19 protein-coding genes are annotated in these 21,826 nt (G+C 55.7%); 14 read left to right on the top strand and 5 right to left on the bottom strand.

Annotated elements, in window-relative coordinates; genetic code table 11:
• Positions 1 to 48: 48 nt before the first annotated feature.
• Positions 49 to 1,236 carry an HNH endonuclease signature motif containing protein gene (locus Q4D85_RS04550; protein ID WP_303198521.1) on the bottom strand — a complete coding sequence of 396 codons (1,188 nt, stop codon included), beginning with the start codon at positions 1,234 to 1,236 and terminating at the stop codon, positions 49 to 51.
• A 151-nt stretch (positions 1,237 to 1,387) separates the two neighbouring features.
• Here Q4D85_RS04550 and Q4D85_RS04555 point away from each other — a divergent pair, with 151 nt between their 5' ends.
• A complete protein-coding gene (locus Q4D85_RS04555; protein WP_303198523.1) occupies positions 1,388 to 3,145 on the top strand; it encodes a proline--tRNA ligase in 1,758 nt (585 codons plus the stop codon).
• Between the two features lie 118 nt (positions 3,146 to 3,263).
• On the opposite strand, the gene Q4D85_RS04560 is transcribed toward Q4D85_RS04555, so the two are convergent.
• The 3 genes from Q4D85_RS04560 to Q4D85_RS04570 all read right to left on the bottom strand — a co-directional run bounded on the left by Q4D85_RS04560 (position 3,264) and on the right by Q4D85_RS04570 (position 6,106).
• Positions 3,264 to 3,623: a hypothetical protein gene (locus tag Q4D85_RS04560; RefSeq protein WP_303198525.1), complete on the bottom strand. Its 360-nt coding sequence runs from the start codon at positions 3,621 to 3,623 to the stop codon at positions 3,264 to 3,266.
• 164 nt (positions 3,624 to 3,787) lie between these two features.
• Positions 3,788 to 4,975 carry a hypothetical protein gene (locus Q4D85_RS04565; RefSeq protein WP_303198527.1) on the bottom strand — a complete coding sequence of 396 codons (1,188 nt, stop codon included), beginning with the start codon at positions 4,973 to 4,975 and terminating at the stop codon, positions 3,788 to 3,790.
• A 318-nt stretch (positions 4,976 to 5,293) separates the two neighbouring features.
• Entirely contained in the window at positions 5,294 to 6,106 is an 813-nt protein-coding gene (locus tag Q4D85_RS04570; protein WP_303198528.1) for a DUF4439 domain-containing protein, read from the bottom strand.
• On the opposite strand from Q4D85_RS04570, the gene rimP reads away from it, so the two are divergent.
• The 9 genes from rimP to Q4D85_RS04615 all read left to right on the top strand — a co-directional run bounded on the left by rimP (position 6,105) and on the right by Q4D85_RS04615 (position 15,773).
• Positions 6,105 to 6,641 (top strand): ribosome maturation factor RimP, encoded by a 537-nt coding sequence (rimP, locus tag Q4D85_RS04575; RefSeq protein WP_303198529.1) that lies wholly within the window; start codon positions 6,105 to 6,107, stop codon positions 6,639 to 6,641. The genes Q4D85_RS04570 and rimP overlap by 2 nt on opposite strands.
• A 25-nt stretch (positions 6,642 to 6,666) precedes the next feature.
• Entirely contained in the window at positions 6,667 to 7,665 is a 999-nt protein-coding gene (gene nusA, locus Q4D85_RS04580; RefSeq protein WP_303198530.1) for a transcription termination factor NusA, read from the top strand.
• Positions 7,666 to 7,786: 121 nt separating this feature from the next.
• Positions 7,787 to 8,140, top strand: coding sequence for a YlxR family protein (locus tag Q4D85_RS04585; RefSeq protein WP_303198532.1), 354 nt, complete (start codon positions 7,787 to 7,789; stop codon positions 8,138 to 8,140).
• Positions 8,141 to 8,256: 116 nt separating this feature from the next.
• Positions 8,257 to 11,127 carry a translation initiation factor IF-2 gene (infB, locus tag Q4D85_RS04590; protein WP_303198533.1) on the top strand — a complete coding sequence of 957 codons (2,871 nt, stop codon included), beginning with the start codon at positions 8,257 to 8,259 and terminating at the stop codon, positions 11,125 to 11,127.
• A gap of 189 nt (positions 11,128 to 11,316) precedes the next feature.
• Entirely contained in the window at positions 11,317 to 11,769 is a 453-nt protein-coding gene (gene rbfA / locus Q4D85_RS04595) for a 30S ribosome-binding factor RbfA (protein WP_303198535.1), read from the top strand.
• Between the two features lie 32 nt (positions 11,770 to 11,801).
• Entirely contained in the window at positions 11,802 to 12,833 is a 1,032-nt protein-coding gene (locus tag Q4D85_RS04600) for a bifunctional oligoribonuclease/PAP phosphatase NrnA (protein ID WP_303198537.1), read from the top strand.
• A gap of 82 nt (positions 12,834 to 12,915) precedes the next feature.
• Entirely contained in the window at positions 12,916 to 14,214 is a 1,299-nt protein-coding gene (locus Q4D85_RS04605; RefSeq protein WP_303198538.1) for an MATE family efflux transporter, read from the top strand.
• A gap of 108 nt (positions 14,215 to 14,322) precedes the next feature.
• A complete protein-coding gene (locus Q4D85_RS04610; RefSeq protein WP_303198539.1) occupies positions 14,323 to 15,120 on the top strand; it encodes a metallophosphoesterase in 798 nt (265 codons plus the stop codon).
• Positions 15,120 to 15,773 (top strand): 4'-phosphopantetheinyl transferase, encoded by a 654-nt coding sequence (locus tag Q4D85_RS04615; RefSeq protein WP_303198540.1) that lies wholly within the window; start codon positions 15,120 to 15,122, stop codon positions 15,771 to 15,773. Before Q4D85_RS04610 ends, Q4D85_RS04615 begins: the two co-directional genes overlap by 1 nt.
• 3 nt (positions 15,774 to 15,776) lie before the next feature.
• Here the strand turns inward: Q4D85_RS04615 and truB are convergent, their stop codons facing one another.
• Entirely contained in the window at positions 15,777 to 16,697 is a 921-nt protein-coding gene (truB, locus tag Q4D85_RS04620; RefSeq protein ID WP_303198541.1) for a tRNA pseudouridine(55) synthase TruB, read from the bottom strand.
• Positions 16,698 to 16,756: 59 nt separating this feature from the next.
• Here truB and Q4D85_RS04625 point away from each other — a divergent pair, with 59 nt between their 5' ends.
• From Q4D85_RS04625 to Q4D85_RS04640, 4 genes are all read left to right on the top strand, one after another.
• Entirely contained in the window at positions 16,757 to 17,737 is a 981-nt protein-coding gene (locus tag Q4D85_RS04625) for a bifunctional riboflavin kinase/FAD synthetase (protein WP_303198542.1), read from the top strand.
• A complete protein-coding gene (locus tag Q4D85_RS04630) occupies positions 17,734 to 18,696 on the top strand; it encodes a nucleoside hydrolase (RefSeq protein WP_303198544.1) in 963 nt (320 codons plus the stop codon). The genes Q4D85_RS04625 and Q4D85_RS04630 overlap by 4 nt, the downstream gene beginning before the upstream one ends.
• A gap of 133 nt (positions 18,697 to 18,829) precedes the next feature.
• Entirely contained in the window at positions 18,830 to 19,099 is a 270-nt protein-coding gene (gene rpsO, locus Q4D85_RS04635) for a 30S ribosomal protein S15 (RefSeq protein ID WP_303198545.1), read from the top strand.
• A gap of 382 nt (positions 19,100 to 19,481) precedes the next feature.
• Positions 19,482 to 21,746, top strand: coding sequence for a polyribonucleotide nucleotidyltransferase (locus tag Q4D85_RS04640; protein ID WP_303198546.1), 2,265 nt, complete (start codon positions 19,482 to 19,484; stop codon positions 21,744 to 21,746).
• The last annotated feature ends 80 nt before the right edge of the window (positions 21,747 to 21,826 follow it).

Here is a 21,826-nt window from a genome sequence, read left to right on the forward strand (position 1 = left end):
CGGGTCTGCCAAGGTGTCTGCAGACCCGGTGTGCTAGTTGCGATGTAGTTAATGAAGTAGCCTGCGTGCTACTTCGTAGAAGCTTTTGTTAATGATCGGTGCGCGGTTAAACCGAAGGGGACTGGTGGGGGTTCGGCGATGTCCGATTCTTCCGGATGTCAGATCTTTTTCAATTCTGCCGTTTTTAGGTTTGGCTGGATTGTCGTCGTTTTCCATGTTGTGGCGTTTGCATAGTGGTGCCAAGTTGTTTTGTTCGGTGGCTCCGCCTTGGGAAAAAGCCGTGATGTGATGCTGTTGGCAGTGTTGCGCTGGGATACGACAGTCGGGGTGTACACACATGAGGTGTCCGGCGATGGAGATGAGACGTTGTTCGTCGCTGGCGAGCCGTTGCCGGATGGGGATTGGTGGGCTGAGCTCGATAGTGTCCGTTGTGGTTTTATACGCGATTGTAGTGTAACCGTGGGGTTTAAGAATGAGGTCGGCGTATTCTGCGAGATCGATCATCCCGCCGGTTGTTGTTGCTACAGTTCCGTCGATGTGTTCGACGGTTTCGGCGAGCGGGATGAGAATGAGCGGGCCATAGTGGTTGTCTGGTGTGCTGCCGGCGGCGGGGGTGCTGACCCGATTAACGATAAGCTGAGCGCGTGCTTCCTCAATGCTGCTGGCGTGATGTTGGTGAAAGAGCGCCTTGGCTTCGTCGTTAAGTGCCGTGAGCATGCGGTTTGCTTGTTCGCTGGTCAGTTTCATCATGACGTGGTGCATGCCGTCGATATCGGGCGTTTTGCTGAAGCGGGCGTAGCTGGCGCGGGGTTTATTGGCGAGTTGTTCGTTGAGTTTAGTTACGCGAATCCGCATGTATTCCCCCAATTCGTCGGTTGTGGCGGATGCGCCGTAGCGGAGGAATTCAGTGCAAATGTTGTCACGGGGTACCCCGAGGTTGGACAGTTTGCGGCAGTATTTGGCTATGGTTGCAAGCTTTTCGACGCTCAACCGTGCGGCCGCAGCTTCGTGAAGCTCTGCGGTGGTGAAGAAACGGGCATTGCGGATGAGTTTCGTGGCGTTATTGAAGGTGTCGCCGAGCGCTTGGGCAATGTCTTCCGGTTTTGGTTGTTCCGTTTTGATTTCAAGCAGCAACTCAGCACCGTGGCTGGTGAGATTGCGGTAACGGTTCAGCAGTACGCCCATGGTTTTGACGGTAGAGGCGTCGAAAAGCGATAGCAAGCGAAATGAGAACATTCTTAAGCAATATTTTCCCAGTTCACACGCCAGATAATTTCTTGCTGATAGTTTGTCAATTGGGGGAACCAAACCGGGGTTTCGGTGAGTCTAACTAATAATGTGCTCTGCATGAATTCCCCCAATGCGGGGGCTGCTATTATTACCAACCATGATTACTCGTCTTTCTACGCTGTTTCTGCGCACACTGCGCGAAGATCCAGCTGATGCTGAAGTTCCTAGCCACAAGCTTCTAGTCCGCGCCGGTTATATCCGCCGTGTCGCTCCCGGTGTGTACACCTGGTTGCCGTTGGGGTTGCGGACGTTGCGCAAAATTGAGGCTGTGGTGCGCGAGGAGATGGATTCCATTGGTGCACAGGAGTTGTTGTTTCCTGCGCTGCTGCCTCGGGAACCGTATGAACAGACGAATCGGTGGACTGAGTACGGGGAGTCTTTGTTTAGGCTCAAGGATCGTAAAAACGTCGACATGCTTTTGGGGCCTACCCACGAGGAGATGTTCACTGCTCAGGTGAAAGACTTGTACACATCGTATAAGGATTTCCCGGTTACGCTTTACCAGATCCAGACGAAGTACCGTGACGAAGAACGGCCTCGGGCAGGTATTTTGCGGGGCCGGGAGTTCGTGATGAAGGATTCGTACTCCTTCGATATGACGGATGCTGGTTTGGAACAGTCCTACGCCGCGCACCGCAAGGCATATCAGGCGATTTTTGATCGGCTGGGTGTTGAATACGTCATTTGTCAGGCAACCTCTGGCGCTATGGGCGGTTCGGCTTCGGAAGAGTTCTTGGCAGTTTCTCCCAATGGGGAGGACACATTCGTTCGGGCGACTGACGGTGACTACGCGGCGAACGTTGAGGCGGTCGTAACGCAACCTGGCGTTGCTATTGAAATCGCCGGTCAGCCAGACGCGCAGGAATACGTTACGCCGGAATCGGAAACAATCGAGGCATTGGTAGCGTGGGCTAATAACGCAGGAATTACAGTCTCCGGCCGGGATGTTACCGCGGCGGACACATTGAAGTGCTTGGTGGTCAAGGTGCGGCAACCAGGCGCTGAGGACTGGGAGTTGACGGGTATCCTGTTGCCTGGCGATCGGGAAGTCGACGTCAAGCGTCTCGAGGCATCATTGGAGCCTGCAGAGGTTGAATTGGCAGTCGAGGAGGATTTCGCAAAGAACTCTTTCCTGGTTAAGGGGTATGTCGGTCCTCGCGGTCTGGCTGCTAATGGTGTGACGGTGCTTGCCGATCCCCGCGTGGCCGAGGGCACTTCGTGGATAACCGGTGCGGATGCGCCTCAACGGCATGTGATTGGTCTGGTTGCTGGTCGTGACTTCACGGTGGATGGTTTTATCGAGGCTGCCGAGGTGCGCGAGGGCGATCCGGCGCCGGACGGTCAGGGCGTGCTCACGCTGGAACGAGGCATCGAGATCGGCCACATCTTCCAATTAGGCAGGAAATATACCGAGGCGTTCGATGTGCAGATTCTCGACGAGAACGGTAAACGCGCAATCCCGACGATGGGTTCCTACGGCATTGGGGTTTCCCGGTTAATGGCGGTGTTGGCCGAGCAACGCCACGATGAAAAAGGCCTGAATTGGCCCGTAGCTGTAGCGCCGTATCATGTGCATGTTGTTGTGGCGAATAAGGATGAGGCCGCAGTCGCTGCTGGTGATCGCATCGTGTCCGAGCTGGATGTGGCGGGCATCGAGGTGCTTTTCGACGACCGGCCGAAGGTTAGCCCCGGCGTAAAATTTAAAGACGCTGAATTGCTCGGCATGCCGTTTGTTGTGGTGATCGGCAGGAGCTTTGCGGATGGAGTAGTCGAGCTGCGTGTGCGGGGTGGGGAGACTCTATCGGTTGCGGCCGACGACATTGTCTCCCAGCTTCTTAAGTTGCTTGCACGCTAACTTATATATTTCCCCAATGGGGCATCAGGTTTTTGCTGGTGCCCTCTTGTAGTTTGTCATCACCCGCGCGTTTTAAGCTGTTGAATGTGCCGATAAAGCCGATCACACAGTCGTTAAGTTACGCCAACGTTTTGGGCGGGTGTCGGGTAAGACGCCCGCCATCAAGCCCATTCGTCACACCGGCATGGCCAGTTCCTACAACATGCTTATCGACGAACTTCGGGTTGCCGGATTTCATCGTGGCGTAGTTCGTCCCACACGTTGTCTTTTCTGCCATGCTTTGGTAGCCAGCTTCTGAATAGAAGCGCAGCACCGGAATAGGGTATTCGGAATCATCGAACACGACCTGATCACCGGAAAGCCCCGCGATGTTGTGGACGAAATGAGCGTTTAAAGAAACCGCCGCCCGAACGCTTTTTAGGCGTTCTTCTCCCACCGCGAAGGCCGCGGAGTCACCCAACGAATGACCAGCTACCACAATGCGCTTTGGAGCAATAAAACGCTCATTGCGCGTTTGTGACGTTTACTTGTCAATGAATGACGTGAGGCGCTTTTCCCTTAGCTTTTAACGCCACCCACAGGCACATTGATGCAAAAAGGGAGGCAGGGGTGCCCCGCCTCCCGTTGCCTAGGTGAGAGAAGTTAAAGCTCTACGGCGTTTTCGATACGCTCCCGGTTGCGCTCCTCTTCCCATGCTTCAATGCGGATTCGGAAGAGCTTCTCAATGGCCTTGTATTCGTTGACCCATTGGGTTTTTTCTTCAGGCTGTAGGTTGTGTTCACTTGCCCAAATCTTCACCGCTGGCAGAAGCTCGGCGATACGGCCTTCCCAATCTGCGACGCGAACACCGTAACCGGTGGTGGTGCGGAAGATGGTGATGCTACGCGGGTGGCTTGCGATGTTGGCGACGTACATCAGGTGAGTGGAATTGAGGATTTCGGCATTGGAGGACACCTCAGCGCTGCCGTAGATTTCTGCGTTTCCGGAAACAATCGCGGAGCCTTCGACCACGGCGGCACCGTAGACGTGCGCGTTTCCTGCGATACGGGCTTGGCCGTGAACCCAGGCGTTGCCGGAGATATTGGCCTGGCCGTAGATTTCAGCCTTACCGTACACCTCGGCGTTGTCTAGCACGTGTGCGTCGCCCCGGACAACAGCCCGGTCGTAGACTTTGGCGTTGTCGTAGATGCGAGCATCATCAGCGATGAGTGCGTCGCCGTAGACCCGCGCGGTGCCCTGCACCCAGGCGTCGTTAGAGACCCAGGCGTTGTCGGCGAGGTTTTCGATGCTTTCGACCCAGCCGCCCAGATCGCCAGCCAGGACGTCGTGCTGCGGGATGTCCTGGGTGGCCCGGATACGGTGCAGACGCCGTCCTTCGAAGGTGACCGTGGTTTCCTGGGTCAGCTCGAAATGCCGCTTAGATTGTGGCTGTGCCTCTGGTGCCTTAGGTGCCGGGGCAGGTGTGCTCGGCACGGTTGCCCGTGGCGTTGTTGGGGCGGGAGGCGTTGCGGGTTTCGCGGCAGGTTGAGTCATTGGGGTTTGGGGTTGCTGCGGGGTGGCGGCGGTAGGTCGTTGCGTGGGGGCGGTGGCAGCTGCGGCTGGCTTGGCTGCAGGGTGTGTGCTCGACCGTGCGGTTTCGGAGCTTGCTCCTGATGCAGTGCCGGTTGCTGGCTTCTCAGGGGTGCTCTTGTTCGCTTGATCCGCCCACCGGGTGTCGGAGTGCTTAGTTGCTTCGGAATCGAGCCACACGACGGTGTCGTCGGATTTCGCGGCGTGGGTGCCGGGGCGCTGTGGCAGGGATGATTCTGTGTTGCGTTCTGGATTGCTCATTATTTTCTTCAGTCTTTTTTCTAGGTTGTGCAACTTCCTCGTTGCCGGTGGGCTACTCGGTTCTGTGCTTGATGATATGACATTAGGTTGATAAATGGCACATTATTTGGCTGTCTAGCCTATGAGTTTTAGTTAATTTTCTTGTTATATATTTTTATATTCCACGACTCAATATTCACATAGCATTTGTGACATTTTAGCGGCTAGGCAAGTAAAACGCGATTTATTGACGGTTTTATTTTCTAAGGATTTTCTCGTTTATATGCAGCAAATATGCGTTTCTGCTGTGAAAATAGGGGTATATCGGGTGTGCTATTTTTAACCATTAGGGGTTGACAAAAGTGTAGCGATTCTGATACTTCCGATGCGCCAGGGAGTGGTTTGGGCGGTTTCGGCGGTCCTTCGCCAAAAGGCTTCGGTGGTTTCGGTGAGCTTTTCGACGGCCCCAATAGCGTCCTGATTGTTAGTCAAAGGTTGGTCTGGAGGCAGGATATCGCTTGGAATCTGATACCCGGCCGGGATCGCGGGTGGATTGGCAGCCGTGGTGAGGTTTTCTGTCAGCGCCGCCAAGACTTTTTCGTGCTGATCTTCAAGATCATCCAACCGGTCGCGGGTGGGGTTATCGGCAAAGGCGCGGATGGTGCCGATCGTGTACAGAACACCCAATTCGCGTTCGATGGCTGATGCTACTGCGGATTTGTCGGCGGTGGCTGATGCACCGGTGTCTTCAATGAAGGAGGTGAAGTCAATGCCGTCGAAAAGCTGCGAGGGGCGCTCAGGGGTTGGGGTCAAGGCGTAGGTTTGGCTGTAGACCTCGACAACAACGGGTAGGGATTCTTGGGGAACCTGCGACAATTGTTCTTCAATTCCGGCGGTTCCGGGGTTCGCGACTGGGATGGGGGATTTATTAGGATCGCAGGATTCGGGGACGCTTCCGTCTTCAAAATGGCCACAAAGCCGGGTAATTTCAGCCAGCACTGGTTCTTTTAATGAATCGGAAGTTTGCTTATAGATGCTGGTTAAGGCCGGATCTGGTTCGGGTGCCGCGCAGCCGGAAAGGGTTAAAAGTACCATGCCGCAAATAAACAAACGTCGAGTCATGTCGGCTAATTGTACTAGCATGGCGGACATGGCTTTTCCTTCTGTCGAAACACTAACCACACTTGTGGCCCCCATCGTCGCTGAGCATGGCCTCGACCTAGAGCGGCTGCGTACAACGCGGGCGGGCAAAAAGTCGGTGGTAGCTATCGCGGTTGATGGTGACGATCGCCCAGGATCGGAAGTATTGGAGAAAATCACGCAACAAATCTCCGCCTGTTTCGACGAGGAAGAAGAAACAGGCAATCTCAATTTCGGTCCAGGATATACCTTGGAGGTCAGCACCCCGGGCCTGGATAGTCCGCTTACTCATCCGCGTCATTGGCGTAGGCAGCGTGGCCGGTTGGTTACGATAACCGAGGAAGGAAAGAAACGCACTGTTCGCGTGGGTGCGCTCAATGACGATGAGACTGCTGTTGCCGTTATCTCTAAGAACGGGAAGAAACTAGTTGTCGAGTCCATTCAATTAGCCAATCACCCAGAAGCAATGGTAGAAATTGAGTTCGCTACTCCTGCGGCCGACGAACTCGAATTGGCTGCAGCTACCTACGACGATGTTGTGCGCTAACGCATAGCGAGAGGAACACTAACAAGTGAATATTGATGTCCAAGCACTGAAAAATATTGAGGCCGAAAAAGGGATTCCGGTTAGGGAATTAACTGAAACCATCGCCGGTGCTTTGATGTTTGCCTACCGAGAGTTCAAAGACGCTCCGGCTGAAGAAGGCACCAAAGCCCGTGTTGATATCGATATTGCAACCGGCAAGGTTGCGGTCATTGTCAGTGAGCTTGACGACGAAGGAAACGTCGTCACCGAATACGACGACACGCCTGCTAATTTCGACCGCATTGGGGCATCAACCGTGCGCGATTCCATCGTGAAGCGGCTGCGGGAAGCAGAGACCCGCCAAGCATACGATGCCTATTCCGAATATGAAGGGCGAGTAGTTTCGGGCATTGTTCAAGCAGATGTTTACGCCAACGAACGCGGAATCGTCATCGTTCATTTGGGAACCGAAGCCGACGGGCAAGACGGTGTACTTCTGCCCGCCGAGCAACTGCCCGGGGAAAAACTCAAACACGGCGACCGGGTGAAGTCCTACGTGGTCGGTGTCAATAACGCGGGTCGCAATCTCAATATCAACCTTTCCCGTACTCACCCAGAACTCGTCCGTAAACTGTTCGAATTGGAAATCCCGGAAGTAGCTGACGGTTCTGTCGAGATCGTTTCCATCGCACGCGAAGCAGGCCACCGATCAAAAGTCGCGGTTCGGGCGACAGCGAAGGGTCTCAATGCCAAGGGGGCCTGCATCGGGCCACGCGGTCAGCGGGTGAATAACATTATGAAGGAACTGGGCGGTGAGAAGATCGACATCATCGATTTCTCCGAAGACCCAGCCGCCTATGTGGGTAACGCATTGGCGCCGTCGAAGGTGGTGCACGTAGAGATTGTCGACCTGGAAGCGCAAACCGCTCGGGTGACTGTTCCTGATTATCAACTGTCCTTGGCCATTGGTAAAGAGGGACAAAATGCTCGTCTGGCAGCCCGGTTAACGGGCTGGAAAATCGACATCCGATCGGATGCCGCGTAAACATTCGGGTTTCAAATTAACTTTTGCACTGTCATTTAAGCTAAGCTTGTCAAGGCTTAAAAGTCTCGAGTGAATTGCCAATAGGCAAAATAGCGGCAGAAGTTGATCATGAAGGAGCCGGATGGGTAGTAACGGGTCGAGTGTGTCGTCGAAAAGCACAACGAAACATCGCCGTCCCATCCGAATCCGAACCTGTATCGCTCATAAAACTCGACACCACGACAGCCAATTACTGCGGGTTGTGGCGGCACAACCGGAATCGGCAGAGATCGTTCTTGTTCCCGATCCTAACCGCAGTCTCGGCGGGCGTGGTTGTTGGATCACCCCCACTCTCGAGGCGGTTGAGCTAGCAGAAAAGCGCAACGCATTTCGTCGTGCGCTTAGGGTGTCTGCTCAGGTAGACACCGGTCCTGTACGTAAGTACCTCGCAGCGAATCCGCTGGACCTAGAGAAAAGAAAGAAGACCGAACACTGATGAGCCTACGATGAAGCATCAGCGATGAACGTCCACATCAACCAGGTGGAAAACCGCATCTAGGCCCGGAAATCCGGGCACGATGCCGCTTTTCACCGAAGAACACAAGGAGAAAAGTGCCCGGAAAGCTACGCGTACACGAGCTAGCAAAACAACTCGGCGTAACCAGTAAAGAACTACTAGCCACTTTGAAAGAAAAGGGCGAGTTCGTTAAAACCGCATCCTCCACCATTGAACCGCCAGTGGTGAAGCGGATGAAGGAACACTACGCCTCGCTAGGGATCACCCCGGCAGACGAAGCACCGAAAGAAAAAGAACCCGCCAAAGCTGCAGGAGCCCCTAAACCAGGTGCCCCGAAGCCCGGCGCTCAGGCAGCCGCAAAGCCAGCTGCACCCAAGCCAGCTGCACAAGCAGCGAAACCTGCCCCAGCACAGGCAGCCAAGCCTGCCGGACCAAAACCCGGACAAGCAAAGCCTGCTGCACAGGCAGCGAAACCAGGTCCAAAGCCTGGACCAGCACAAGCGGCAAAGCCTGCCGCAACTAAGCCACAAACGCCTGCTTTCAGTGGCTCGGAAAAGCCTGCAGCCCCGAAGCCTGGTGGTTCCGCACCAACCCCTGGGGCGATGCCACGACCACAGGCGAAGCCAGGACCGAAGCCTGGCGCACGCGCGCCACGTGTGGCGAATAACCCATTCTCCACTGGCGGCGAACAGCGTCCTGCACCACGCCCGGGTGGTGGGCGGCCAGGCGGCCCAGCCCGTGGTCAAGGCGGAAGTCAGGAACGTGGGCCACGCCCAGGTGGCGCTGGTCGCGGTCGGGGTGGCCAAGGCGAATCTCGCGGAGATCGGGCTCCACGGCCGCAAGGACAATCAGCACAGGCCGGTTCCGATCGGCAGGGTGGCGGACGTAGGCCTTCGCCTGCGATGATGCCAAGTCAGCCGAGCCCAGGGCAGATGCCAAGCCGGGCCAATGGTGGACGCGGTCGCGGCGGCGCTGGCCCAGAATCTAAGGGTGGCGGCTTCGGCGGTCGCGGCGGCGGAGCAGGCCGCGGCGGTCGGCGCGGCGGAACCGCAGGTGCATTCGGTCGTCCGGGTGGCGCGCCGCGTAAAGGCCGCAAGTCGAAGCGGCAGAAGCGTAACGAGTACGAGGCAATGCAGGCTCCAAACGTCATCGGTGGCGTGCGGCTTCCAGACGGTGGCGGCGCAACTGTACGGTTGGCGCGCGGCGCATCGCTGTCCGATTTCGCCGATAAGATCGGCGCGGAGTCCGCAGCACTGGTGCAGGCACTGTTTAACCTCGGTGAAATGGTGACCGCCACCGCATCGGTTTCGGAAGAAACCTTGATGTTGCTGGGCGACGAAATGAACTACGTGGTTGAAGTCGTGTCGCCCGAAGACGAGGACCGTGAATTGCTGGAGTCCTTCGACCTTCAATTCGGTGAAGACGCCGGCACAGAGGAAGACCTCGAGTCTCGGCCACCGGTGGTTACCGTCATGGGTCACGTTGACCACGGTAAGACCCGGTTGCTGGACACGATCCGTAAGGCCAACGTTGGTTCTGGTGAAGCTGGTGGTATCACCCAGGGAATCGGTGCCTACCAGGTGAAAGTGACGGTCGACGACGAGTCGCGCACGATCACATTCCTGGATACCCCAGGTCACGAGGCCTTCACCGCTATGCGTGCCCGTGGTGCTAAATCCACCGACATCGCGGTTCTGGTAGTTGCTGCCGACGACGGCGTAATGCCACAGACGGTGGAAGCCATTAACCACGCTAAGGCTGCCGATGTACCGATCGTGGTTGCCGTGAACAAGATCGATAAGCCAGGTGCGTCCCCAGATAAGATCCGGGGCCAGTTGACCGAATACGGTTTGATTCCGGAAGAATACGGTGGCGACACCATGTTCGTGGACATCTCTGCTAAGCAGAACATCAATATCGATGGCCTGCTTACCGCAGTGACTTTGACCGCAGACGCGGCGTTGGATCTTCGCGCTAACCCAGACATGGCGGCTCAAGGTGTAGCCATCGAAGCACACCTTGACCGAGGCCGCGGTCCGGTGGCAACCGTTATCGTCCAGCGTGGTACCTTACGGGTTGGCGATTCCATTGTTGCTGGCGACACCTTCGGCCGCGTGCGTCGCATGGTTGACGAATACGGCAACGACGTTAAGGAAGCTGGCCCATCACGGCCGGTTCAGGTGCAAGGCCTCAACGGCGTGCCAGGTGCTGGCGATAACCTGCTGGTGGTTGAAGACGACCGCGTGGCTCGCCAGATTGCTAACCAGCGCAACGCCCGTAAGCGCAATGCCTTGGCGGCTCGCACCCATAAGCGTGTCTCCTTGGAAGACCTCGATGCGGTGTTGAAGGAACAGTCCACCCTCAACCTCATTATCAAGGGCGATAATGCCGGTTCGGTGGAAGCTCTGGAAGAGGCATTGCTGAAGATCAATGTTGACGATGAGGTTCAGCTGAACATCATCGACCGGGGTGTCGGTGCCGTTACTCAGACCAACGTGTCGTTGGCTGCAGCTTCCGATGCTGTCATCATTGCCTTCAACGTTCGCGCGGAAGGTAAGGCTACTGAGGAAGCAAATTCCGAGGGCGTCGATGTACGGTACTACACCGTCATTTACCGTGCGATTGAAGAAGTAGAGGCAGCGTTGCGCGGCATGCTCAAGCCGATCTTCGAAGAACGCGAAGTCGGTAAGGCTGAGATCCGTGCTATCTTCAAGGCCTCCGCAGTCGGCCTCATCGCTGGTTGTAAGGTCGACGAAGGCAAGGTGCGTCGTGGTGCATCTATCAGGCTGGTCCGCGACGGAAACGTCGTGGCAGCTGACGCAACTATCAACTCGTTGCGTCGGGAAAAGGACGATGTCACTGAGGTTACGGCTGGTTACGAATGCGGTATGGTTCTGTCCTACCCAGACATTCAAGTCGGCGACATCATTGAGGTGTTTGAACAAGTCGAGGTACCTCGTACCTAACTGCCACACGCAGTAAATCGTCGTTGAAAATGGCCCCACCTGATCGTTGTTAGGTTGGGGCCAATTTACGCCCTCAGTAGTGGAAAACGCCTAAACTTTTTAGAGTGAAAACACTACGATTTTAAAGAAAGAACCAAAAATATAAGCGTGCATTCTTCTGCGATGCACTTTTCAAGGAGAGAAAAACTCATGGCTGATCCCGCACGCGCCCAACGAATGGCGAAGCGAATCTTGCACATCGTGGCTTCTGCTATCGAACGGGAAATTAAAGACCCCCGTCTGCAATTTGTCACGATTACAGACTGTCGGGTTACGGGTGACTTGCATGATGCAACGGTATTTTACACAGTGCGCGGCATGCAGCTTTCCGACGAGCCCGATGTGGAAGCCGCAGCTGAAGGCTTGCGCCGAAGCAGTGGACAGCTGCGTCGCATAGTCGGCGAGCAACTAAGCGTCCGGTTCACCCCGACGTTGAGTTTCGAATTAGACACCGTGCCGGAAACATCCGCCCGGATGGAAGACTTATTGGCACGTGCCCGGCAACGTGACGCGGAACTTGCAGAGTTACGCAAAAATGCGACCCCAGCCGGGGACGCAAACCCCTATAAAACTGATGTTTCAGCTGAGGAAGACAACCGCTAGTTGAAATCTTGTAACGCATTAAAGAGGTCGCGATGGAATTTCCGTCATATCTGGGCGCAGTGCCAATCCTTAAGCCGCTGTCGGCAGTGGATACATCAGATTGGGCGGAAGCGACCGCTAAAGTGCATGAACATTCCTCGTTCTGTGTCGTTGGCCATCACACCCCGGACGCCGATGCCATCGGATCGGTGACCGCGTTGGTGAAGGCCTTAGAATCCTTGGATAAAACCGCCATTGGGGTTATAGGCCAGACCGAGCCGATCGATTCAGCGTTAATGACAATTCCCGGTGCGGATCACATCCAATTGATTGACGGCGACCTGCCGGAATGTGAAGTCATCATCGTGGTGGATTGTGGTTCAGCCTCACGGTTGGGGACTGTTGCTGATCCAGTGGTGGCTCGGATGTCGGACGTGATTTTGATTGATCATCATGCCTCCAATCCTGGTTGCGCCGGTGTTAATCTGATTGATTATCGTGCGGAATCCACCACGACGATAATTTGGCAGTGGCTAAGGGCGTTGGATGTCGCAATAGACAGGGACATAGCGCACGGTTTGTATGCAGGCCTGCTCACAGATACTCAAGGGTTCCGGTGGGGGCGTCCGGTCATGCACGAAATGGCGAAGCAATTGGTTGACACGGGCCTCGATATCCGCGCCATCGGCAACCAATTATTCGGCGGATTCTCGGTAACCGATTTAAAGGTGATTGGTACTGTTTTATCCCAATTATCCGTGGTGCATTCGAGATGCCACACCATTGTGGTGGCGGAAATTAGCAATGACAAGGTTCAGCAAGCATCCATCGGTGCGGTGGAGTCAATCGCCGAGATGATTAAAGGCATTGAAGAAGCCGATATTTGCGTGGTGATTAAGGAATATGAACCTGGCCTGAACGGCGTTAGCCTGCGTTCGGATACGGTCGATGTTTCGACGCTTGCTCAGGCATTGGGCGGCGGCGGACATTTGCGTTCCGCTGGATTCAGGTTGGAGGCACCCGCGAGCCATATCATTCGCTTGATTGTCGAACAGGCTTCCCAGTTTTGTTCTGTGCTTCCGTAAGATGGCTGAATTGATACCTTAAGCGGAGGGTTTCAGGTATTGAACTGCCTGTTTTTAACGCGCATATTGTGAAAGGACCTGAGTGCGTAATCAATCTGATGTATCCCCAACCGCGGGTAGCATTCTTGCGTTGGCGTTGCCAGCATTAGGGGTGCTCATCGCCACTCCGCTTTTTCTTCTCCTTGATACTGCCGTGGTGGGGCAATACGGCGGCGCAACGTTACTCGCGGCGTTGGCCACGGGAACGACGTTATACGCGATAGTGACAACACAATTAACGTTTCTGTCCTACGGCACGACCGCTCGAGCCGCGCGGCTTTATGGGGCTGGTCGGCGTGATGAGGCAGTATCGGAAGGTGTGCAAGCAACGTGGGTTGCGGTGGCTATCGGCGTGGGGTTGCTAGGGGTTATGTGGTGTGGTGCGCCAGTTTTCACGCTGTGGCTGTCGAATGATGAAAAGATCGCAGCGCTTGCCACCTCTTGGTTGCGGGTAGTGAGCTTTGCTATCCCATTGGTGCTGGTAGACATGGCCGGAAACGGGTGGTTACGCGGCATCCAAAATACCCGGGCACCCTTGATTTTTACGTTGGCGGGGATTATTCCCGGCGCGATTTTGATTCCTATTTTGGTTCACTCATATGGTTTGATCGGATCCGCGTGGGCGACGTTGATTGGGACGTTGATTACGTCCGTGTGTTTTTTGGGTGCGTTGCTTCGGGTGCATTCGGGGTCGTGGTTGCCGCAATGGTCGATTATCGTCAAGCAATTGGTATTGGGCCGGGATTTGATCCTGCGGTCGTTGGCGTTCCAAGTGGCATTGATTTCAGCAGCGGCGGTGGCGGGCCGGTTTGGTGCGGCTGCGTTGGGCGCGCATCAGGTGCTGTTGCAATTATGGAACTTCATCGCCTTGGTTTTGGATTCGCTGGCGATCGCTGCGCAGTCGATGGTGGGCGCGGCGTTGGGGGCTAGTCGGGTTGCGGTCGCACGGTCGGTGGGGGTGAAAGTGGTGGTGTATTCCGTGGCGTTTTCGTTGGTATTGGCTGCGGTGTTGGCTGTTGGTTATTCGGTGGTGCCGATGATTTTCACGTCTGATTCTGCGGTGATTTCTGCTCTTTCCGGCCCGTGGTGGCAGCTGGTTCTTTTGGTTCCGGTGGGTGGTGTGGTCTTTGCCCTGGATGGCGTTTTATTGGGTGCGGCCGACGCGGCGTTTCTGCGTTCGACGACGCTTGTTGCTGCCACCTGTGGATACGTACCGGGTATATGGTTGGCGTATGTGCTAGACACCGGTTTGGTGGGGGTGTGGTGGGGTCTGGTGGCCTTTATGACCATTCGGTTGGTTGCGTGCGGTTGGCGGTTTCAGTCGATGCGCTGGGCGACATAGTACCTGTGCTTTTCGACGCCGAACTGCCGCGCGGTGGGGCAGTGGGGCCTGAATGTCCTAGCTGTGTGGTTAGATTTAAAAAGAAGACGAGGAGGTGTGAGCGGGCTGGTGACTCAAACGTTGTGGGCAGTGGCGGATTTGCACGCTGCGGTAAAACAAAACCGGGCAGCAATCGACCGGATTGTGCCGCGCGATCCGGGGGATTGGTTGATCGTTGCCGGTGACGTCGCTGAACGCACCGAGCTGGTGATCGAGATTTTGCACAAGCTTCGCAAACGCTTTGCCAAAGTTATATGGGTGCCGGGCAACCATGAGTTGTTTTCCCGCTCAACGGATCGGTTTCAGGGGCGAGCTAAATACGACGAATTGTGCGAGGCGTGTCGCAAGATCGACGTGTTAACCCCTGAGGATCCGTATCCGGTTTTCCACGGTGTGACAATTGTCCCGTTATTCACTTTGTACGATTACTCCTTCCGCCAGCCTGGGTTAACCGTCGAACAGGCTGTCGCAGCTGCCCGGGAGCGGGGCATTATGCTTACCGATGAATTCGCCATCGCACCGTTTGTTGATATCCGGGCCTGGTGTTGGGACCGGTTGGCATATTCGATTAAGCGGCTTTCGCGGATCATGGGGCCGACGATCCTCATCAATCACTGGCCACTTGTGGTCGAGCCGGTTAACAAGCTGAAATACACAGAGATTGGATTGTGGTGCGGAACCCGTCATACCCGCACGTGGGCGCAACGATACGACGCCCAAGCGGTCATCTTCGGGCATTTGCATACCCCGGGTGAAACTGTCGTTGATGGTGTGCGCCACATCGAAGTCTCCCTCGGTTACCCGAGGGAATGGCAATCGCCGGGGCATTTAGGTCCGTGGCCGTATCCGGTGCTGGAGGTGGAGTGATGAACCCTGATCTTTTCCCAGCTTCGGCTAAATTTGCCATGCTGAAAGTTCCACTCGGGTCGACAGATCTCAGCCGGTTCGATTTGCTGCACCCGCTGGAGCGCGCATTGGTGGCGCATGCGGTGGATGTCCGCAAAGCGGAATTTGGCGACGCCCGCTGGTGCGCTCGACAGGCACTAAAGGAGCTGCACCGGGAATCCGACAACCCGATTTTGCGGGGTGAAAAAGGAATGCCGCTGTGGCCCGCATCGGTGTCCGGTTCGTTAACCCACACCGATGGTTTCCGGGCGGCAGTCGTCGCGCCGCGGCTGTTGGTGCGCTCCATGGGATTAGATGCCGAGCCAGCAAATCCGCTTCCGGACGGTGTCGCCGATTCCATTGCGCGCGAAAGCGAACTGCCGCAGTTAGATCGATTGCGCTCCGGCGGCATCGACTGCGCCGACCGGTTGTTGTTTTGTGCAAAGGAAGCCACCTATAAAGCGTGGTTCCCACTCACCCGACGCTGGCTGGGGTTTGAACAGGCCGAAATCGACTTACGTGATGACGGCAGCTTCGTGTCGTACCTTTTGGTGCGACCCACCCCGGTGCCGTTTATCGAAGGCCGCTGGGAAATAACCGACGGCTATATCATCGCGGCAACGGCCGTGTATTAGCCGCTACAACGTGTTGGGCCGGGCAACGAAGGTCGTCGACAAGCGGCTGCCGGATTCTTTCACAAGCGCAACTGCTTGACCGTTCGGTGCCACCGCAGCATGAACACCACGCAATCCGCGCGGCTCAAGCCACTTACCCATCGATAGATCCAACGCCTGGCTTGCAGTTACCTCAAGCACCGGGAAACACCGAACGAGCGCCGCATCCAGGCTTAACGAAAGTCGGGGGTTTTCTTCAATGTCCGCAAGCGGCAGTGCATCCGCCAGGGTGAAATTCCCAACCGCTAACCTGCGCAATGCCGTTAAATGACCACCAACCCCCAGCTGGGCGCCCACATCCCGGGCCAGGGACCGAATATAGGTACCGGAGGAACACTCAACCACAACATCAACGTCGATAAACTCCTCCGACGCAACAACGTTTGTAATATCAAACCGAGAAACCGTCACCGGACGCTCCGGCAATTCCACAGTTTCACCGGCACGCACTCGCTCATGGGCGCGTTTACCGGCGACCTTAATGGCGCTCACAGCAGCTGGTCGCTGCATAATATCCCTCGTGTGGTCTGCGACCGCAGCCGCAATATCCGCCTGTGTAATCGCAGCAGGGGAACAGCGGGTAATAACATCGCCCTCCGCATCATCCGTGGTGGTCGATGCCCCCAACCGAATGGTAGCGGAATACGCCTTCGTGGCAGCCACCATATGCGCCAAAAACCGCGTTCCCCGTTCAATGCCGACAACCAAAACCCCGGTCGCCATCGGATCAAGGGTACCCGCATGTCCAACCCGTTTCGTTTTAAATGCCCGCCGCAGTTTTCCCACCACATCATGCGAGGTCATGCCAGCCGGTTTATCCACTACCACCAGGCCAGAAGTGGCCAGCGGATCGGGTTGGGTCACAGGGGGCTCATCAAAGCTCATAGGTGAAAGTTTAAGCGCACTGTATGGCGTTTGCGATTTCATAACGTAATCTTAAGCCTGTGGATATTTGGCGTGGATTTAACGACGTACCGGAAAACCTAGGAAAAACCGTAGTTACCATCGGAGTATTCGACGGAATGCACCGGGGGCACAAAACCCTGTTAGCTGCGGCAACCAGCCGGGCACAGGAACTAAAACTAGCAACAATTTTACTCACCTTCGACCCCCACCCACTTGCCGTATTGCGGCCAGACAAAATGCCACCGCTTCTAGGCACAGTAACCCACCGGGCGGAGCTAGCCGCCGCGGAAGGCATCGACCACATGCTCGCCATGACCTTCAATGCAGCGATGGCGCAATTGAGCCCCGAAGAATTCTTCACCACCATCCTGCTAGATACCCTTAATGCCCAAGTCGTCGTCGTGGGCGAAAACTTCACCTTCGGGCACAACGCAGCAGGAACCACCGAAACCTTAGCCGAACTCGGTAAAAAACACGGGGTGGAGATTCACGTCCAGCGGTTGCTTATCGACGACGGCGCGACCGTCTGCTCAACACTCATCCGACAGCTCCTGGCCGAAGGAAAAGTAGCCGAAGCAAACTGGGCACTAGGGCGCACCTTCAAAGTCCGCGGCGAAGTAGTCCGCGGAGCTGGCCGCGGCGGAAAAGAATTAGGCTTTCCCACCGCCAACCTCTATTTCCCCGAATCCGTCGCATTACCCAAAGACGGCGTCTACGCAGGCTGGTTCCGGATCGTCTCCGACGCACCCGTCGACGGCGACATGCAGCAAGGAATTGATTACGCAGCCGCAATCTCAGTGGGACACAACCCCACCTTCGGCGACGCCCGCCGCAGCGTCGAAAGCTACGTCATTGGGCGAAACGCCGACCTGTACGGACACACCGTCGAAGTCGAATTCGTCGACTACATCCGGGGCATGGAGAAATTCTCAAACGTTGACGAACTCCTTGACGCAATCCGAAACGACATTACCCTCGTACATAAAGCGCTAGAAACCGAAGAAATGGAGAATCCATGAGCCCCAAAAAGATCATCCTCGACCTCGACACTGGCATCGACGACGCAATGGCGCTCGCCTACGCCCTTGGTTCACCCGAACTAGAACTCATCGGCGTCACCGGAACCTACGGCAACGTCCTGGTCGAAACCGGAGTACGCAACAACCTCGCACTGCTCGAACTATTCGGCCGCCCAGACATACCAGTTTTCTCCGGCATCAGCCACGCCCGAAAAAAGGACTCCTTCGAAGTTCTCGAAATCTCCGCCTTCATCCACGGCACAAACGGAATCGGTGAAGTCACCATCCCTGATCCCACCAGCACTGCCCAAGAAACTTCAGCCGTGGACTTCCTCATCGAATCAGTACGCCAACACGGCGACGACCTCGTTATCGTCCCCACCGGCGCATTAACCAACATCGCCGCGGCTATCGAAAAATCATCTGAATTTGCCCAAAACGCACACATTGTATTCATGGGCGGAGCGCTGACCGCGCCAGGCAATGTCAACGCCTGGTCGGAAGCAAACGTTATCCAGGATCCGGAAGCCGCCGATATTGTTTTGCGGAAAGCCGCCGACGTCACCATGATCGGTTTGGATGTCACGCTGCAAACCCTGCTTACCTACGAAGAAACGAAGCAGTGGCGGACACAAAACACACCAGGTGCGCTCTTTTTAGCAGATGCCGTCGACTACTACATCAAAGCCTACGACACCGTTGCGCCACATTTGGGTGGTTGCGGTTTGCATGACCCGCTGGCTGTAGCGGTTGCAGTCGATCCATCATTGGTCACGCTTCTTCCGCTCAATATGAAAGTCGACTGCGATGGTCCGACCCGGGGTCGGACGATTGGCGACGAAACTCGCCTGAACGACCCGGTTAAAAACGCACGGGTTGCGGTCGGCGTTGACGTTGAGCGTTTCGTGTCGGAGCTGATGAACCGGCTTATGCAGCTGACTCGACCCGCAGTGAGCTGATTACTGGGATCAGACTTTAGCGTGCTACAATCCTTGAGGTTTCTTTTACTGTGGTCCACAGCAGTTGAGAATCACCAGGATAATTGCTGGTTTATATAAGGTTAATGTGGACTGAAAAACAAGGAGTATTTCCATGGCTCTTAGCTCAGAGCAGAAAAAAGCAATCCTCGCTGAGTACGGTCTTCACGAGACCGACACCGGTTCGCCAGAGGCACAGGTTGCATTGCTGACCTCCCGCATCAACAGCTTGACCGAGCACCTGAAGTTCCACAAGCACGATCACCACTCCCGTCGTGGTCTGCTGCTTCTGGTTGGTCGCCGCCGTGGCCTGCTGAAGTACCTGGCTGCTAATAACGTTGACCGGTACCGTGATCTGATCTCCCGGTTGGGTCTGCGCCGCTAATTAAGCGATTGCATACGACACTCCTTGTAGTGTGTCGAAACCGCCTTGCGCTCTTCGTGAGTTGTGCAAGGCGGTTTCGTTATTCTTGATTGCCAAGCGACGGGGTGGGGGTGGATTGCTGGGGTTGCTGGCAGTATAAAGCAACGATTCCCCGGGGCGCGCGTAGTGTTTGCGCTGGTAAATGCGAAGAAATTTGTGCTTGTCGACGTTAGTGGGGTGCGGCTTTGCTGAAAGGTCTTTTAAGCATGAATAAGAAGTTCTCATAAGTGCACGTTACGTGCTATACTCTGACCTCGTTGCCTAGATTTAATAACAAACAAAACCCCTAAGACGGCACCGATGACCGTCGATAAGCACGAATGTCAAAGAGGAGACGTGCATAGTGAGCAACAAAAATCTAAAAAAACTGATTTCTTTTAAAGAAGACCCAGAGTTTGGGATCACCGAGGCGGAAGCCATCATCGACAATGGGGACTTCGGTACCCGCGTGATTCGATTCGAAACCGGGCAACTAGCCCGCCAAGCAGGTGGATCTGTTACCACCTATCTTGACGACGACACGATGCTGTTATCGACGGTGACAGCATCCTCACAACCGCGCGAAGGATTCGATTTCTTCCCACTCACCGTCGACGTTGAAGAGCGAATGTACGCCGCGGGCCGCATTCCAGGCTCCTTCTTCCGCCGCGAAGGTCGCCCATCCACCGAGGCGATTCTCGCATGTCGGCTCATCGACCGGCCGCTGCGCCCGACCTTCGTCAAGGGCCTACGCAACGAAGTCCAGGTAGTTGTCACCGTCTTGTCGGTGGACCCGAAGGACATGTACGACGTCGTGGCGATCAATGGTGCATCCGCCGCAACCCAACTGTCCGGCCTGCCGGTTTCCGGCCCGGTTGGTGGCGTGCGCATGGCGCTGATCGCAGACCGCGAGCATCCCAAGGGACAGTGGGTCGCATTCCCAACCCACGAGCAACATGAGCAAGCACTGTTTGAACTGGTAGTAGCAGGCCGTATTGTGTCCAAGAAGGTGGGCAAGAAGACCATCGACGATGTTGCCATCATGATGGTGGAAGCCGGTGCCACGGAGTCCGTCGTCAAGCAAATCGCAGACGGAAAGCCTGCCCCGACCGAAGAAGTGGTCGCTCAAGGCCTTGAAGCTGCGAAGCCGTTCATCGAGGTTCTGTGCCGCGCCCAGGAAGGGCTGGCCGAATTGGCGGCAAAGGAAACCCAAGAATTCCCACTGTTCCCACCGTATTCCGACGACATCTACGAGGCAGTGGAAAAGAAAGCCTCCAAGAAGTTGCGGGAGCTTTTGACCATCAAGTCAAAGGCGGAGCGCGACGATGCCACCAACGAATACATGGAGAAGATCGAAGCTGACCTGATTGATCGCTTCGACGAGAATGAAAACGCCGCGAAGGAAATCCGCGCTGCCTACAACGCAGTGATGAAGAAGATCGTTCGGCACATGATCCTCACCGAAGAATTCCGCATCGACGGGCGCGGCGTCAAGGACATCCGCGATCTTTCGGTGGAAGTAGAACTGATTCCACGCGCCCACGGCTCCTCGCTGTTCGAGCGTGGCGAAACCCAGATCATGGGTGTCACAACCCTGGATATGCTGAAGATGGAACAGCAAATCGATTCGCTTACCCCAACGACATCGAAACGCTATATCCACCACTACAACTTCCCACCGTATTCCACCGGTGAAACTGGCCGCGTCGGTTCACCAAAGCGCCGTGAAATCGGTCACGGTGCGCTCGCAGAACGTGCGCTTGTGCCAGTGATCCCCTCCCGGGAAGAATTCCCGTACGCTATCCGTCAGGTTTCGGAAGCTTTGGGTTCCAACGGTTCCACCTCCATGGGTTCTGTCTGCGCCTCCACGTTATCGCTGCTTAACGCCGGTGTGCCGTTGCTGGCTCCGGTAGCCGGTATTGCAATGGGCTTGGTCTCCGACGAAATCGACGGCGAAACCCGCTACGTTGCCCTCACCGATATCCTCGGTGCTGAAGACGCCTTCGGCGACATGGACTTCAAAGTTGCAGGCACCGCCGACTTTGTGACCGCGCTGCAATTGGACACCAAGCTTGATGGAATTCCCTCCGAAGTACTAGCTGCGGCATTGTCTCAGGCGCGCGACGCCCGCATTTATATCCTGGACACAATGGCCGAGGTCATCCCAACCCCGGACGAGATGAGCGAATACGCACCACGTATCACCTCCATCAAGGTTCCAGTTTCTAAGATCGGCGAAGTGATCGGCCCAAAGGGTAAGAGCATCAACCAGATCACGGAAGAAACCGGTGTTGAGGTCACCATCGAAGAAGACGGTACCGTCTATATCTCCGCGGCTAATAGTGAGGCAGCCGATGCTGCGATCGAAAAGATCAATGCCATTGCTAACCCGCAGTTGCCAAAGGTGGGCGAGCGGTTCCTAGGAACCGTGGTGAAAACCACCGCCTTCGGTGCTTTCGTATCGCTGGTTCCAGGGCGCGACGGCCTGGTTCACATCTCGAAGCTTGGTAACGGCAAGCGAGTAGAGAAAGTCGAAGACGTTGTACAGGTTGGCGAGAAAATCGAGGTAGAAATCCTTGATATCGACAACCGCGGCAAGATCTCGCTGGGGCTTAGCCAAGATAGCTAAACCTGACTAGCGCCAGACGACATCAATAACGCCCGGCAACCACGTATTCTCGTGGTTGCCGGGCGTTCGTAATGTCACTT

Source organism: Corynebacterium sp. (assembly GCF_030532965.1).
Classification (GTDB): domain Bacteria; phylum Actinomycetota; class Actinomycetes; order Mycobacteriales; family Mycobacteriaceae; genus Corynebacterium.